General features: G+C 41.5%; 12 protein-coding genes. 10 read left to right on the top strand and 2 right to left on the bottom strand.

Annotation, left to right across the window (positions count from 1 at the left end; genetic code table 11):
* Positions 1–3 precede the first annotated feature (3 nt).
* Complete coding sequence (locus tag H5182_RS03170; protein ID WP_182759515.1) at positions 4–2019, bottom strand: TonB-dependent receptor; 2016 nt, start codon at positions 2017–2019, stop codon at positions 4–6.
* 148 nt (positions 2020–2167) lie between these two features.
* Here H5182_RS03170 and H5182_RS03165 point away from each other — a divergent pair, with 148 nt between their 5' ends.
* The 10 genes from H5182_RS03165 (at position 2168) to H5182_RS03120 (ending at position 12192) form a co-directional block, all read left to right on the top strand.
* Positions 2168–3085 (top strand): hypothetical protein, encoded by a 918-nt coding sequence (locus tag H5182_RS03165; RefSeq protein WP_182759514.1) that lies wholly within the window; start codon positions 2168–2170, stop codon positions 3083–3085.
* A gap of 27 nt (positions 3086–3112) precedes the next feature.
* The gene (locus tag H5182_RS03160) at positions 3113–3505 is read left to right on the top strand and encodes a hypothetical protein (RefSeq protein ID WP_182759513.1); all 393 of its coding nucleotides are present in this window, start codon (positions 3113–3115) and stop codon (positions 3503–3505) included.
* A gap of 53 nt (positions 3506–3558) precedes the next feature.
* The gene (locus H5182_RS03155) at positions 3559–4941 is read left to right on the top strand and encodes an NlpC/P60 family protein (RefSeq protein WP_182759512.1); all 1383 of its coding nucleotides are present in this window, start codon (positions 3559–3561) and stop codon (positions 4939–4941) included.
* Between the two features lie 10 nt (positions 4942–4951).
* Positions 4952–6064, top strand: a complete 1113-nt coding sequence (locus H5182_RS03150; RefSeq protein ID WP_182759511.1) for a dipeptide epimerase — start codon at positions 4952–4954, stop codon at positions 6062–6064.
* The gene (locus H5182_RS03145; protein WP_182759510.1) at positions 6061–6825 is read left to right on the top strand and encodes a L,D-transpeptidase; all 765 of its coding nucleotides are present in this window, start codon (positions 6061–6063) and stop codon (positions 6823–6825) included. Before H5182_RS03150 ends, H5182_RS03145 begins: the two co-directional genes overlap by 4 nt.
* Positions 6826–6941: 116 nt before the next feature.
* The gene (locus H5182_RS03140; RefSeq protein WP_145240857.1) at positions 6942–8528 is read left to right on the top strand and encodes a sodium:solute symporter; all 1587 of its coding nucleotides are present in this window, start codon (positions 6942–6944) and stop codon (positions 8526–8528) included.
* Between the two features lie 2 nt (positions 8529–8530).
* The gene (locus tag H5182_RS03135; protein WP_182759509.1) at positions 8531–9436 is read left to right on the top strand and encodes a BadF/BadG/BcrA/BcrD ATPase family protein; all 906 of its coding nucleotides are present in this window, start codon (positions 8531–8533) and stop codon (positions 9434–9436) included.
* Complete coding sequence (gene murQ, locus H5182_RS03130; protein ID WP_145240861.1) at positions 9433–10368, top strand: N-acetylmuramic acid 6-phosphate etherase; 936 nt, start codon at positions 9433–9435, stop codon at positions 10366–10368. The genes H5182_RS03135 and murQ overlap by 4 nt, the downstream gene beginning before the upstream one ends.
* The gene (locus tag H5182_RS03125; RefSeq protein WP_182759508.1) at positions 10369–11559 is read left to right on the top strand and encodes an exo-beta-N-acetylmuramidase NamZ domain-containing protein; all 1191 of its coding nucleotides are present in this window, start codon (positions 10369–10371) and stop codon (positions 11557–11559) included.
* Positions 11560–11667: 108 nt separating this feature from the next.
* Complete coding sequence (locus H5182_RS03120) at positions 11668–12192, top strand: hypothetical protein (protein WP_182735262.1); 525 nt, start codon at positions 11668–11670, stop codon at positions 12190–12192.
* Between the two features lie 94 nt (positions 12193–12286).
* Here H5182_RS03120 and H5182_RS03115 read toward each other — a convergent pair whose 3' ends face one another.
* A complete protein-coding gene (locus H5182_RS03115) occupies positions 12287–15328 on the bottom strand; it encodes a carboxypeptidase regulatory-like domain-containing protein (RefSeq protein WP_182759507.1) in 3042 nt (1013 codons plus the stop codon).
* Positions 15329–15367 lie beyond the last annotated feature (39 nt).

The following is a 15367-nucleotide window of genomic DNA, read 5'->3' as shown; positions in this document are numbered from 1 at the left end:
AAACTAAAATAACAGGCTGAAGTTTAGGCGCAGGGTACGCGGCTCAATCGGGTGGAAGTGATGATCTTCAACGCCTTCAATAGGTTCGCCAGCTAAGCGTGACGTGTAAAAGTAGTCAATATCGTGATCCGTACTATCAAATATATTTAATAGCTCAAGGCCCACTTTCCAATGCGTTTGTTGATAACTTACTAAACCATTTACGACTGTAAGCGGCTCTGAGCGTTTATCGCCATCACTACTGAGTATACGTTTGCCAATGTGGCGTACGCGCAGTGAAGACTGCCACTGCTGGGTAATATGCCAATTAATGCCAGTACTGGCAACCACAGGCACTGCGCCTTCAATTCGATCGTCATTTGAATCGATATCTAAGCGTGAATGTGTAAATGAGGCCTCGGCGTCTAAACTCAAGGCATCATTAAGCCAATAATACGCACTGAGCTCTAAACCGTAACGTTTTGATGCATCACTGGCTTCAGTGTTACCCGCATCACCCACAAATAATAATTCAGAATCTAAGCTTAGCCACCATAATGCCGCTGATAAATTAAACCGTTGTTGATCAAAGTAGCGTAAACCCAGCTCTGCGCCATTGCTTTGCACCAGTAAATCAACCTTATCAGCAGACTCAAGTGTCACAGGATCTTGTTTAATGGTCGCTCCACGCGCATCATTTGAATGATACGACTGCCCCCAGTTGGCATAACCGGCTAGGTTGTCATTAAACAGGTAATTTAAGCTGGCTTTAAAGCTAACCAAATCATCATCTGCACTGCCTGAATTAATACTGTTATTGCTATCAACATCTGCGTCAAAGTAATCATAACGCACGCCAAATGTTGCTTCGAGTGCTTGGCTTAAATTTACTTGTGATTGCCAATAGGCTGAGTAGCTGGCTTCGTCTACAGCATCTTCACGCACAGTACTTAAGCGTTGGCGCTGCTTGGTATTGTATAAACCAACTTGATCAATATCATCGCGGCGATATTCCACACCAACTGTATGCTGGATTAGCATATCTGCAAGGGTATCAGCAAATTGATAACTCAGTGCGCCACCACTAATTGTCCGGCTATCGACTTGTTGGAACTGATCGCCATGAATAGGATCATTTAAAAAGTAAGAGAAGTTAGAAAACAAGTCCATGTCGTAGTTGATCACATAGGCATTGGCTTTAATGTGCTGGCCTTGCCAGTTTGCCGATAAACTATAGCGACTAGAGCTGCCGCCTACGGTCGTATCGAGTGAACCTAGCGCACTGATAATACCTTGGTCTACAGCCCGTTGTGGAATTTGATCTGCGGAATTCCAGCTGTTGTCATAAGCCATTGCCGTGACAGATAAATCGCCATCCCATGCTTTACCTACATAGCGTACTAGGGCATTTTTTTTATCTACATCTTCATTGATATCTTGCCAAGGGCCATCATAACCTTGCCACTCACTGGCAATAATTATTTTCCCGTTAGCAATTCCAATCGAGCCTAATGCCATCACGCGTTGGTAATTGTCTTTGCCAATTGTAAAGTCAAGTTGTTGATGTTTTGGATTATCAGCTAGATTAAATTCAGCACTGCCAGCGGTCGAAAAGTCACCTTGAGCGGCGCCATACGCACCTTTTTGATAATCTATAGTCGAAATTGTTTCAGGAATAATAAAGTTAAGGTCGGTGTAGCCTTGACCATGCCCATGGCTGCGCATATTAATTGGCATACCATCAATGCTGGTGGCAAAGTCAGTACCATGATCGAGATTAAAACCGCGAATAAAATATTGATTAGCTTTACCTGAGCCGCTGTGCTGTGTGACGGCCATACCTGGGATAAGTTCTAGCATTTCTGCGCTACGTAACATTGGACGGTTTTCTATTTCACCTTGGCCAATTACGCCACTTGATGCACTAATAGCCTCACCAATAAGTCCCGTGCGGTGTCCGTATATGGTAATTTCTTCAATGTTTGCAAGTACATTGGTAGAGCAAAACAAGCTACCAGATAGAATTAAAAAAGTGCGCATTATCATTTCCTTATAAATAGGTCGAAATGTTTATATTTAATACAATTACGTTTTACGATGTTAATCGGATGCAAATATTTGCTTGCTGTGGAAAATATGTTATTTTCAATAAAATATTCCAAAAATAAAAATCATAAGGAATTTAATTTTGATTGTAATGAAACTGAAAAAAGCGGGGCTGAATGTTTTCAGTGTGAGCTTAGTAACTGGGCTTTTTGGCTGTCAGAGTCAGCCACAGCAAGAGACTGTTGCATCGTTACAAGAGCAACATGAGAAGTTCTATCAACAGGTGATGTTGGCTGCGCCTGTCTTACCGGCTGATTTAACAAATATTCCTATGCAGGCGCATTTAGTTGGTAATCGTGTTGCGCAATCGCACTATAAAACGGCGGCGCAGGTTAATTACAGTCAGTTAGGATGGCAGCAACGCGTGGCAGCAGATTGGCACTATTTTGATATTCCGACATCGCAGGGTAAGTTGTTAGTAATTGATTACCAACAGCAAGGTAACCACCTGGCGTATCGTTATTTAGCAAATGGTACCCAGAATGATTTATATGAGCCATGGAGTTCATCTAAAATTCAAGCTTTTAGCGGTGCAATTGCAAAAGTACGGCAAATAAACCCAGAGCTTGGTGCAGATGCGCTAATAGGTGATAGCAATGTTGCTGATTTGATCACTAGTATTAATAGCTACGAGCATTTTGGCAGCGCTGATGGAAACTCTAATGCAATAGCGAGCTACTTTATTAATGTTGCTGGGCGTGATTATTTAAGTAATTTATTTGCAGATAATTGGCTAAAGCTTAATGATTCTCGCATTATGTTTAAAGGTGCTTATGCTACAGAGATTTTTACTCCTAGCACGATTCGTTGGCAAAGTACTGATAGTGATGTTATTGCTAGCAATATCGCTTATTTTACTGTTAATACCGATGATCCTGCTTATTTAGACTACCGGTGTGATGGCTGTGGTTTAACTGGTAATAAAGCCATGACAACTTTGGCTCAAGCTGAGTGGTTAAAACGTTTAGCAAGCCACACTCGAGAGCCCTTAACTCAGTAGCCTTTACTACAAGCACAAGACATTGATGTGCTATTTAATGGCACCGGCAATACGGATAAAACCGCTAAAGTGGGTGGTATGATGCAAGGGCTCAGTCAAATGATCACTGACTCTTTAGCGCAAGCGCTTGCACCAGACGATACTCGCCCAGCAAAACAAATTTTAGACGAGTTAACGCAGGGGCAATGGCGAGTTTGGCAAAAAATAGGTTGGGGTCCAAGCGAAACACGCTCAACCACAGAAACTGTCATGTTGGCTCATGTTTACTTACCGTTTATTCAAGGTGGACGCGAATTTACCTTAGCGGCACAAAATAGTGTGCCAGGTGCAAGTGAAAAAAACTTAGCCGTGGTTGGCTTAAAAATGCAGGCTAATTTTACGCATGCATTTAAACAGCTACTGATACCGCAAAAGCAATAATAAGTAGCACACAGCGCGACTTACCAAGCAAATTGATAATAGGGAACCCACGAATGCGACATACATTTATCGCCCTGAGTATTTCATTAGCAAGTATTATTACCATGGCACCCGTCATTGCGGCGGATAACACGTGGCAATCAGATGTCATCGGGGTCACTCAATCTCAATTAACCCCGCAGCACTGGTTAAGCCAAGTGACAGATAAAACTCTGATGAGTGCAGCGCAAATCGCGGCATTTAATAAACAATTGATTGCTGACAATGAACATATTGTCGATCCACTCGATTTTGCCTCTCAGCTAACTCGTGAGCAGTTAAAGGCATATATACTCAGTATTAGTGTGGTACCAAAAAGCCCGCGTTTTTACCCTAATGGCGTGGCATTAAGTAATAAGCATTTTGCAAAATATCTAGCCAATTTGAATTTAGACGCTGTGACAGATAATAATCAAGTTAGTTATGCCATGGTGGTAAAGCGCTCAGTCCTGCGTACTTTTCCAACGTCGGACCGAGTATTAAATAGTGGCTTAGATAATGACTTAGATCGTTTTCAAGAAAGCGGATTATTCCCTGGTGACACAGTGGCTATATTGCATGAAAGTGCCGATAAGAAATGGTTACTTGTGCGCGCTTATAACTATCTAGCATGGGCGCCCAAAGCTGATATTGCGATATCGAATAAAAGCACACTTCGTGAATTTAAAAATAACGATGACTTTTTATTGATAACTGGCGCAAAAGTAAATACCGCTTACGTGCCTAATGATACCACTACATCGCAAGTGCAATTGGACATGGGCGTTCGTCTGCCTTTAATGCCGGCAGATAAAACCCCTCATTTATTAAATGGCCAAAACACCTACGCTAATTATGTTGTGCAACTGCCAACCCGCGGGGAACAAGGTCAGTTAGTTATTAAGCCTGCCTTGATCAGTCGCAGCAGTGATGTGCATTTAGGGTATTTACCTTACACCCAACAGCATTTAATAAAACAAGGGTTTAAATTTTTAGGCGAACGCTACGGTTGGGGACACGACTATAATGGCCGTGACTGCACTGGTTTTGTTGGCGAAATATATAAATCATTTGGTCTATTAATGCCGCGTAATTCAGGTCAGCAGGGGAAGGGAGAGTATGGAACAAATCACCGTTTTGATAAAACCAGCAATGAAAGCGATAAATTAGCGGTAGTTAATAACATGCAAGTGGGCGATTTAATTTATATACCAGGCCATGTAATGATGTACTTAGGTGAACAAGACGGTCAACCGTATGTGATCCATGATGTTAAAGGGTTGGGTTATAACAAGGCTGATGGTAGTTTTTATTCAAGTTCACTTAATGGGGTATCGGTAACGCCTTTATTGCCACTGCGTTTATCGCAAACTCAGAGCTATTTAGACCGTACTTATAATATTAAGCGTATTCGCTAGGAGTTAAAAAATGAAGATTACGGCGATACGTTTTGCCAAACTTAAAGTGCCATTAGTTACGCCGTTCAAAACAGCGCTGCGTGAAGTGAGCTATATTGAAGACTTAGTGGTGTTAATTGAAACCGATAAAGGCGAAATTGGCTATGGTGCTGCGGCGTCTACGCCAGTAATAACTGGCGATACTCACCAAAGTATCCTTAGCGTTATTAAACAATTTATAGCGCCAAAACTAATTGGTATGGAAATCGAAAACCTCAATCAAATTTGCCAAGTGATCCAATCAAGTGTGGTGGCAAATTACAGCGCTAAAGCCGCACTCGAGCTGGCTGTTTATGACTTGTGGGGTAAATTATATCAAGCGCCGCTGTATAAATTGCTCGGCGGTGGTAGTCAAACATTACGAACTGATATCACTATTAGCGTTGATAATATTGATAAAATGCTCAGTGATTGTGCTGTGGCTGTAGCGCAAGGTTTTGATATTTTAAAAGTAAAAATTGGCAATGATTTACAGCAAGATATCGAACGAGTGAAGGCGATTTATCAAGGTTTTGGCCAGCAAACGCAAATTCGTTTGGATGTAAATCAGGGCTGGAATGCTAAACAAACGGTGTTTGCTTTACGGCAATTAGAAAGCCACAATGTTGAATTAGAACTTGTTGAACAGCCAGTGAAAAGTGATGATTTTAAAGGTTTAAAGTATATTACTGAGCGGGTAAATACGCCGATCATGGCTGACGAAAGTGCCTTTTCGCCCAAGCAAGTAATTCAATTATTAGAGCAAAATGCTGTTGATATTATCAATATCAAAGTCATGAAAACGGGTGGCTTAAGTCGTGCTATTGAAATTGCCAATATTACTGAACAGTATCAAGCTGATTGTATGATCGGTTGCATGTTAGAAGGCAGTATTGCCGTTGCAGGTGCGGCGCATTTAGCGTCTGCAAAAGCCCAGCAGATCAGTAAAATAGACTTAGACGGTCCAGCGCTTGGCCAATATGATCCGGTGCAAGGCGGTGTGGAATTTAATGGCCCAGCGATCACGTTAAGTGATGGTCCTGGCTTGGGGATTAAAAGTATCGACACATTACAACCGATAAACGATGGAATTTGGCCGTTATGAAAAAAATAATAATAACATTAATCACCACAGCAGCCCTCAGCGGCTGTGCAAATAGTGCAAGTACATCAGCAGCTGCAATTGCTGCAGTTATCCCACAGCAAAGCCAACAGTTAGTGGTGGTGGTTGCAGATGATTGGCAAGCCATTGCCGCACAATTGTATCGATTTGAGCGTGTTGCAGGACAATGGCAACAACAAGGCCAAGGTCACAGTGTGGTACTTGGGCGCACCGGTCTTGCGTGGGGTATTGGTTTACACCCAGCTCAAGCGGGCGAACAAAAACAAGAAGGCGATGGTAAAGCTCCCGCTGGTATTTTTGAACTCGGCACCGCGTTTGGTTATTTAGATTCATTAAAAACCAATATGACCTACCAAGGCATGACTGCTGACGACTATTGTGTTGATGTCAAAGGTTCGCCATTTTATAACCAGCTAGTTAATAAGTCAGTGGTAGGAGAGGCTGCTGTCAAAGACTCGTCAGAGTGGATGCGCCGTGATATTTACAGCCAAGATAACCTTTACAAAAAAGGCTTAGTGGTTAAGCACAATAGTCAAAATGTTGATGGTGCAGGCAGTTGTATCTTTATGCATTTATGGCGCGCAGAAAATAAACCAACTGCCGGTTGTACTGCAATGACTGAGCAGAATATGGATACCTTGTTAGCTTGGTTAGATGAACAGAAAAAACCATTGTTAGTGAGCTTACCTAGCGAACAATATCAACAAAAAAAATTGCTTTGGAAGTTACCAGCGATTAAATAATACGTGTACAGCCACGCGATCGCGTGGCTTTACAAAGTAAATAATAAAATTGTTTTCTTTTTATTAATTTAATGGAATAATATATTCCATTGATTGGTTTGAAATTGGGATAATAAATGAGTGCACAATACACCTTGCTAGATTGGCTCGTATTCGCAAGCTACGGAGCAATTTTATTACTCAGTGGTTGGTGGTTTAACCGTAAGCGCGCCAACTCAAGTAAAGACTTCTTTTTAGGCGGTAATAGTATGCCGACCTGGATGGTGGCTATTTCGGTATTAGCTACTTCACAGTCTGCTGCCACTTTTATTGGTGGACCTGATCAGGGTTATCAAGGTGATTTATCGTATTTAGCGACGAACATTGGCGCATTCATAGCTGCATTTATTGTTTCTATTTTTCTGATCCCTAAGTTTTATCAACAAAAAGTGTACACCGTTTATGAACTGCTTGAAAAGCGCATAGGGCCAAAAGCTAAACGCCGCAGCGGCTTAATGTATTTATTTGGCCGAGTGTTTGCCAGTGGCGCACGTCTATATATGGCCGCGATTGCAGTAGCGATGATTTTATACGGTAATATAGCCGCAGAAAGTGTGATTATAGCGACTTTGCTATTAGCACTTGTGGGTTTGTTGTATACCGTATTTGGTGGTATTCGCAGTGTAATTTATTCTGATGTGCTGCAAAGTGTCGTATATGTCAGTGCTGCGATTGCCGTTATCTGGTGTTTGTTGGTACTGATCCCCGCTGATTTTTCAACTATTTTAGCAACCTTAAATGAGCCAACCCCCGGTGCTGATTCAAAGCTGGCAATTTTCAAATTTGATTTAGATTTTGGCCCAAGTGGAGTGTTCAATATGGCGTCGGTATTAACCGGCTTTGTGTTACTTAACATTGCCGCCTTTGGTCTTGATCAAGATATGACACAGCGTCTACTGACGTGTAAGAGTGACAAAGAAGGCAGTAAAGCATTACTACTTTCTATCGTGATGGTTATTCCCGTGATGTTGGTATTTATCTTTATTGGTTTATTACTTTATATCGTTTATCAGCAGCCAGCATTAATGAACAGTGACGGTGCGCAAGTCGTACAAGAATTTAATGGTGAAAAAATCACTATTTTTATGTACTACGTACTTAATGAGGCCCCTGCTGGTGTTAAAGGTTTAGTTAGCGTCGGTATCATTGCCGCGGCCATTTCAACATTAAACTCCGGTTTAAGCTCGATGTCGTCGGTCATTGTACAAGATTTATATCGACCTTATTTAGCAGCTAAAAATAAGCAAGTTGCCGATAACCATTTTGTTAAAGCTGGGCGTATTGGCATGGCGGTTGTGAGCCTATCATTAGCATTAATGGCCATAGTTTGTTATTTCTGGCAGCAATACAGTGATATGCCGCTTCTTAAGTTTGCGCTGAGTGTCATGGTGTTTTCGTACAGTGGTTTACTGGGCGTGTATTTTACAACACTATTTACTAAACGTGGCAGTGAAGGCTCAGTATTGGCGGCGTTAATTGTCGGCTTTATGATCACTTTATTCATGCAACCATACATCATTGATTGGTTATTGCCGGCAGCAGATCGCTTCTATTTAGGCTTTACTTGGCAGTTATGTATTGGTACTGCGTTGTCGACTTTAGTGTGTTGTTTAGGTAAACCTCAACTTGCCCAGCGCGGCCAGTCAGCTGTAGGAGCCCAATAGGCATGAACATTGACTATATACTGGCTATTGATGGCGGGGGCACCAAAACGCTGGCGAAATTAGTGAATTTATATAGCGCTGAAGAATTTACTGCGCAGGCTGGTGCAGCCTCAGTTTATAACGATTTTAATACGGCGCTTACTAGTTTACAGCAAGTGATCACTAGCGTATGTGCACAAAGTGGCGCTAAGCATAGCCAAATTTTGGCGGTAATGGGACTTGCGGGCGGCTCGTCTAAAGTGTTGGCTGAGCGAGTAACTGCAAGCTTACAGCTAGACTGTGATATTAAATTTGCGCAATTGAGTATTGTAAGTGATGCAATCACCTCATTATATGGTGCAAATCTAGGTCAGCCAGTTGCAATGTTAGCGTTAGGAACGGGCGCTGTAGCAGCAAGATTATCCGCTGATGGAGAAACAAAATTAATTGGCGGCTGGGGTTTTTCGGTTGATGATTTTGGCGGTGGTGCGCGCTTAGGGTTAAGTGCTGTGCAATGCTTGTTAGATGAAATAGACCGCTTTGAGCAACCTAAAAGCCTGCTAACGCAACAGCTGAGTGAACAAGTTGGCCGTGAGCGAGAACAAATATCAAGTTGGTTAATGAAGGCCAAAGCGTTAGATTATGCGCGTTTTAGTCCTTTAATCTTTAGTTTAAAAACACAGTGTATAATAGCCGATACGGTGCTTAGTGAGCATGTTCGACAAGTCGAGAGATTGATTGAAAAATGTCGTGGTCAGAGCCAGTTACCAGTCATAATTATTGGCGGTTTAGCGGACGTAACCATTGCATTATTAAATGAAAATACACAACTGAATTTATCTCCCCGTCAAGGGGATTCGTTAGCCGGTGCGGTGATTTTAGCCAGCGACCGCATTAAACAAATTGAATACACAAGGATTACACAATGAGCCCTGAGTCTAATTTTAATCAGCAGCGTGCACTTTTAGAAGAGCTGAACGGGATTGTGTCAGAAGGACAAAACTTAGATACGTTGGATATAGATTTACTCGATAGTCGCGAAATTTTAACCAAAATAAATTTGGAAGATCAAAAAGTTGCCGCTGCTGTAAAGTTAGTGATCCCAGAGATAGCCAAAGCGGTCGATCATATTGTAACGGCATTTAAGCAAGGCGGTCGTTTAATTTATATTGGTGCCGGCACCAGTGGTCGCTTAGGTATTTTAGATGCTGTGGAATGCGCGCCAACTTACAGTGTCAGCGATCAACAAGTAATGGGAATAATTGCGGGTGGCGAAACGGCTTTTAAAAAAGCAGTTGAAGGTGCCGAAGATAGCTTAAAATTAGGCGTAGAAGATCTTAAAGCCGTTAATCTACAGGCTAAAGATGTCGTGGTAGGGATTGCCGCTAGTGGCCGTACACCTTATGTGCGAGCAGCCATTGAGTATGCAAAATCAATAGGATGTATCACCGTTGGAGTAACCTGTAATCCTAACTCCGCGGTAATGAAACTACCTGATATTGGCATTTGCCCGGTAGTTGGCGCTGAAGCGGTAACTGGTTCAACACGTATGAAATCGGGTACTGCACAAAAGTTAGTATTAAATATGCTCAGCACAGCCAGTATGATCCGCACTGGTAAGGTCTATAAAAACTTGATGGTTGATGTGAATGCTAGCAATGAAAAGCTGCATGCTCGTGCGATCCGCATCGTAATGCAAGCAACCGATTGCACTCATCAGCAAGGAGTCGATGCGCTTGCCCAAGCAAAGCAAAGTGCTAAATTGGCTATTTTAATCATCTTAACGGGCAAAGATGCCGCCCAAGCTGAGCAAATGTTAACCCAAGCGGATGGTTTTTTACGAAAAGCAGTGGAACTATAAATGTTAATTAGATTATTGGTTATATTACAATGCCTAATTTTGAGCGCATGCGCCCACAACAGTACTGACGATGCAATCTTAACTGATACGCCGCAAGTAAATTTAAGTGTTGGCGCTTTACAATATCAGCAGTACCTACCACAACTTGAGGGCAAACGAGTTGGCTTAGTCGTTAATCAAACTTCACAAGTTAATGGCACCCATATAGTCGACTTACTGCGTGATAAAGGCGTGAATGTTACTAGAATATTTGCCCCTGAACATGGTTTTCGTGGCGACCACGATGCCGGCGCGCATGTAAAAAGTACGGTGGATGCAAAGACCGGTATTGATGTGGTGTCTATTTACGGCAGTAATAAAAAGCCAGATACCGCTGTATTAAGCGAATTAGACGTGATTATTTTTGATATTCAAGATGTTGGTGTGCGTTTTTACACTTATATCAGCTCAATGCATTACATGATGGAAGCTGCTGCTGAGAATAACATTGATTTTATTGTACTTGATAGGCCAAACCCGAATATTGCTTATGTTGATGGGCCAGTTTTAGATTTAAAATTTCAGTCTTTCGTTGGCATGCATGAAATTCCTGTATTACATGGTATGACAGTGGGTGAGCTGGCAAAAATGATCAAAGGTGAAGGGTGGATAAATAAAGCTTCGTCACTAAACTTGACGGTTGTGCCTGTGGCGCATTATCGCCGCGATATGACGTATAGTTTACCTGTTCAGCCAAGCCCTAATTTACCAAATGATCAGTCAATTGCGTTGTATCCATCATTATGCTTTTTTGAAGCAACACCAATTACAATTGGCCGTGGTACAGACTTTCCATTTCAAGTGATAGGTTATTCACCGATTGCGTTAGGGGAGTTTAGTTTTACTCCGCGCGCTATTGAGGGAGCATCAATGAACCCTAAATTTAAAGGGATAGAGGTGCAAGGTCTTGATTTACGCGGCAGTACAATCAAAGGACTAGATTTAAGTTTATTTATTACAGCCTACAAAACTTTTACGCAAAACGAGCAAACGTTCTTTGAACGTGCTGGCTTTATGGATAAACTTGCAGGCACTGATAAGCTGCGCTTAGCTATCGAAGCCGGCCAAACAGAGCTGCAAATCAAACAAAGCTGGCAACAAGATCTAGCTCGCTTTAAACAGCAACGCGCAGCATATTTGTTATATCAATAAGACTATTTTCATTTATAAACCTTTAAAACGCAGCTTAGGCTGCGTTTTTTTATTGCGCTTAGAAAAGTTCAACTGTATGTTCTATAAATAAAATTTAAAGGAATAATAATGAAAAAAGACATTTGGTATAAAAAGCCGGAAATGATAGTTGCTTTTTCAGCGTTATTGATAAGCGTTGTTACAACAATAATAGGTATTTACTCAACGATGATTGATCGCTCTTATGCAAGGGCTTCGGTTTGGCCGAGAGTTGAGTTGTATAGGAGTTTTTCACCTAAGGATGAGCTATTTAGTTACGGTATAATGAATAACGGCACAGGTCCGGCAATTATTAAATATGTCAAAGTAATCTATAATGAGAAGCCCATTAAGAAATGGTCTGATTTTATAGCTGCAACGAACTTAGTTCAATCACATATCGGTACACGTATTCTACCAAGTCAAGCGAATTTTAGTGCGGTTTCCATAAAAGATAAGGCTTATTTAACAGAAATTCTTAAAATGGATGAACAGATTGCAATCGAGCTGTGCTATTGCTCTATTTATGACGAATGTTGGCTGGTTGATAGAAGTAATCAACCAATAGAAATAGCACAATGTGAAATTAGCGACGAACAGCGATTTATGCAGTAATACACGTATTTTTGCAATAAAAAAGGCCACAATTGTGGCCTTACCATGGATGGGGAAATAAGCGCCCATTGAGCGCTTACTTTAATCCATAAGATTAAAACTTAAAGTTAACTGATAACTGCAAGCTACGTGGATTGTAGTAGCTACGCGATTCACCAAATTTCTCTTCAAGTACATACGGGTTTTTGTTATAACCTGTTTGACGATTAAATACGTTGAAGAGATCAGCACGAAATTGTAGTTCCATATCACCAGAGAACTTAAAGTTTTGCGTATAGTTTAAGTCAAGTTGCCAATGGCTAGCAGTGCGACGACTACCAGCAGACTCTGCATAGCGGCTAATATGGCTTGTAGGGTAGCCATATGTTGTTCCATCCCATGCTTCCCATGCTTTACCTGATTGGAATACGAAGTACGCCCCTAAGTTAGCTTCCCAAGGAAGAGTATAGTAACCGTATACTTTTAACAGGTGAGGTTTATCACCTGAGAGTGTGCCATAACGGTTATCCCATGAATAACGACCACGGCCATCACCATAGTAAGATGAACCAATAAAGTTATTCGCATCATTGCTTGTTGTGGTGTTATCTTGGTCAAAGTTGCCATAGTAGTGACTCCATACATATGAAGCGTTTACGTAGCTATTCTCACCCAAGTATTCGGCTTCAATACTCGCTTCCCAGTATTTGGTTTCGCCGCCATCAACCTCTGCAATTACATAAGACGAACCACCAATTTCGTCACGAATATCAGCTAAGTTAGCTACATATAAGCCTTTATCTGCAATGTGTTGTGGTACACCTTCGGCATCAACACCTGAGTAATCAGTTAGGCGCGCATTGTTTGGCATATCCTCCCAAAAGTGCATGCCTTTACGGTGACGAACATGGGCACGTAATACTAAGTCAGAACCAACATACTTAGTGGTTCCGATAGTAAATTCGTTAATACGACGTGGTTTCATATCATCTTGGAATACTTTACCAGATGAACCTTTTCTAGGTGAAGAGGATAAAATATTACCGGCTTCATCGAGTAATAACTCAATTTCGGCACGAGTGTTTCGATCCCATGATGCTGCGCGAGATAATGAACTTGCTTCAGGATTATAAATCGCAAAGTTTGCAAATACGGAATCCTCATCAGAATAAGTCCATGTTGCACCTAAACGAGGTTGTAGCATATCTTTCCAGTCGGTTTGGTACATTTGGTACTTGTGACCGGGGGCAACTTCATAACCGGAAATAGTACCTGATTTAGCTTTTAAGCCTTGACCATACCAAGTGTCTTGGCTTATTAATAGACCTAAGTTATAAGTCCAGTCTCCATGTTCAATCGTGTCGTTTATTTCAAAGTTTAAACTGCGAGTTTTAGAGTTTATCCCTGAAACAGTATTGCCGCCTTCTGTTGCTAAACTCATCTGTTGTACATGGGCTCGGTAAACGGCATCAGCGGGGTCAAAACCTTCGGTGTCTGCATCTGCATCGACTAAACCACCTAAATAAGAAATACGTCCCCAACCATTAGATAGGCGCGTTAGTTGTTCTTCGCCTTCTTCCCATTTAGCACCAAAATGGAGTATATGATAAGTATCTGCCCAATCAAATTCATGCTCTAAGTTTATTTCAAAAGAATCTCTGTAGAAGTTTTGATTATCATAAGTTGCGTATGCACCAACACCGCCACCGCCTTTCATCACTGCGTCTTCAAGATAGCCATAGGTATTAATTAATGCATTTGCGCCAGCATTATATGCGGCGATTTGTGCTTCGCTAAATCCTTCATCTGGGTCATAACTTCTTAAGCTTGGGACAGAGAAATAACCCATTTGAGCTAAGTCATCAATACCAAGTTGGCTTGATAAAGAAGGGATTACACTCAATGGTGTATCAGGTTGTGAGGCTGTTTCTAATTCAAACTTACTATATTGGAACGAAAGTGTGGTTGCTGATCCTAAAATCCATGAACCATCTAAAGTAAAGATATCCTGATCAGCTTTACTACCGACAGATACAGTGTCCATCTCGTAAGCATCAATCGAATCACCTTTAACTTCTTTATCTGAGGTACGTTGTGAGATATTTATCAAAATATCATCAGTTGGTGCCCAGGTTAATTTACCAAAGTATTCTTCGCGGATACTCTCATAATCTTTTACTTCGCCATAGGCTGTGTTTTTGTTTGCTTTGGTCGCTTCAGGACGGTAATAAGAGGTATAAAAATATAATGTATCTTCAATCAGTGGACCGCTTAAACTTGCGGTTAACCAATTTTTATCAAGTTCAAAGCTCTCTGCACCTACTGGCGTTGCAACAAAGGTTTTTGGTTGTATTTTGTATTCTATATTACCGTGAAACTCATCCGTACCAGATTTTGATACGGTATTAATTGAAAATCCACCAGAACGATTAAAGCCAACCGCTTTTGCACCACCTCTGTCCATAGTAACAAAGGCAACATCGTGTGTTGATGGCTCTGAAGCTAAGTTTCCATACATCGGCAATGACACATTAACACCATCAAAGCCATATGAGTTATCAACACCTGATCCACCAGCTGATGGGCCCAACGTTGAATTTGCCGAAAGTTCTATACCAGGGACAAGCTTTAAAAGGTCTCGGTAATCTTGACCTACAGGGACATTATTAATTCCCTCTTCACCTAATGAGTTTGTGAGTGCTGATTTACCTTGTCGAAATAATTTACTGCCTGTCACTGTAATTACTTCAACATTATCTTTTTTACCGCCAAGAACAACATTAGCACTTGAGGTTTGCTCTAGCAGTACATCAACAGTTATTGTTTGTGTAACGCCGCTGCTGTCTTCAAAGGTCAGCTCATAAGTGCCTGGTTTTAGTTGCGGGAGATCATAACTGCCATCTTCACGGGTTACCACCGTACGCGCTTTTGGCATGACGTTACTACGTGCAGTAATGGTAATACCCGCTAGTGGTTGGTTTGCTTGCTCGGTTTTTACCTTACCTTTAATGCTACCGTTTAAATTCGCGAATGCAGGAGCACTTGCTAGCGAGGCAGCTATTATAGCGGTGGTTATTGCAGTTTTTGGCACTCGCAGAGCGCGATGTGTGGCCTGCGCTAACGAGCTTATAGTGAAGGTTGGTACCTGTTTTTTCATTGTTTTCCCCGTCCTTATTATAATTAACTTATAGCTCTG

The organism is Pseudoalteromonas sp. SG44-17 (assembly GCF_014164235.1).
Lineage (GTDB): Bacteria > Pseudomonadota > Gammaproteobacteria > Enterobacterales > Alteromonadaceae > Pseudoalteromonas > Pseudoalteromonas rhizosphaerae.
Note: the sequence above shows the minus strand (reverse complement) of the source record. Positions and strands in the feature narration are given on the sequence as shown.

Bases quoted from the DNA above. Each gene is read 5' to 3' on its own strand.
- H5182_RS03170 (WP_182759515.1), bottom strand. From the start codon at position 2,019: ATGCGCACTTTTTTAATTCTATCTGGTAGCTTGTTTTGCTCTACCAAT.
- H5182_RS03155 (WP_182759512.1), top strand. From the start codon at position 3,559: ATGCGACATACATTTATCGCCCTGAGTATTTCATTAGCAAGTATTATT.
- H5182_RS03150 (WP_182759511.1), top strand. From the start codon at position 4,952: ATGAAGATTACGGCGATACGTTTTGCCAAACTTAAAGTGCCATTAGTT.
- H5182_RS03145 (WP_182759510.1), top strand. From the start codon at position 6,061: ATGAAAAAAATAATAATAACATTAATCACCACAGCAGCCCTCAGCGGC.
- H5182_RS03140 (WP_145240857.1), top strand. From the start codon at position 6,942: ATGAGTGCACAATACACCTTGCTAGATTGGCTCGTATTCGCAAGCTAC.
- H5182_RS03135 (WP_182759509.1), top strand. From the start codon at position 8,531: ATGAACATTGACTATATACTGGCTATTGATGGCGGGGGCACCAAAACG.
- murQ (WP_145240861.1), top strand. From the start codon at position 9,433: ATGAGCCCTGAGTCTAATTTTAATCAGCAGCGTGCACTTTTAGAAGAG.
- H5182_RS03125 (WP_182759508.1), top strand. From the start codon at position 10,369: ATGTTAATTAGATTATTGGTTATATTACAATGCCTAATTTTGAGCGCA.
- H5182_RS03120 (WP_182735262.1), top strand. From the start codon at position 11,668: ATGAAAAAAGACATTTGGTATAAAAAGCCGGAAATGATAGTTGCTTTT.
- H5182_RS03115 (WP_182759507.1), bottom strand. From the start codon at position 15,328: ATGAAAAAACAGGTACCAACCTTCACTATAAGCTCGTTAGCGCAGGCC.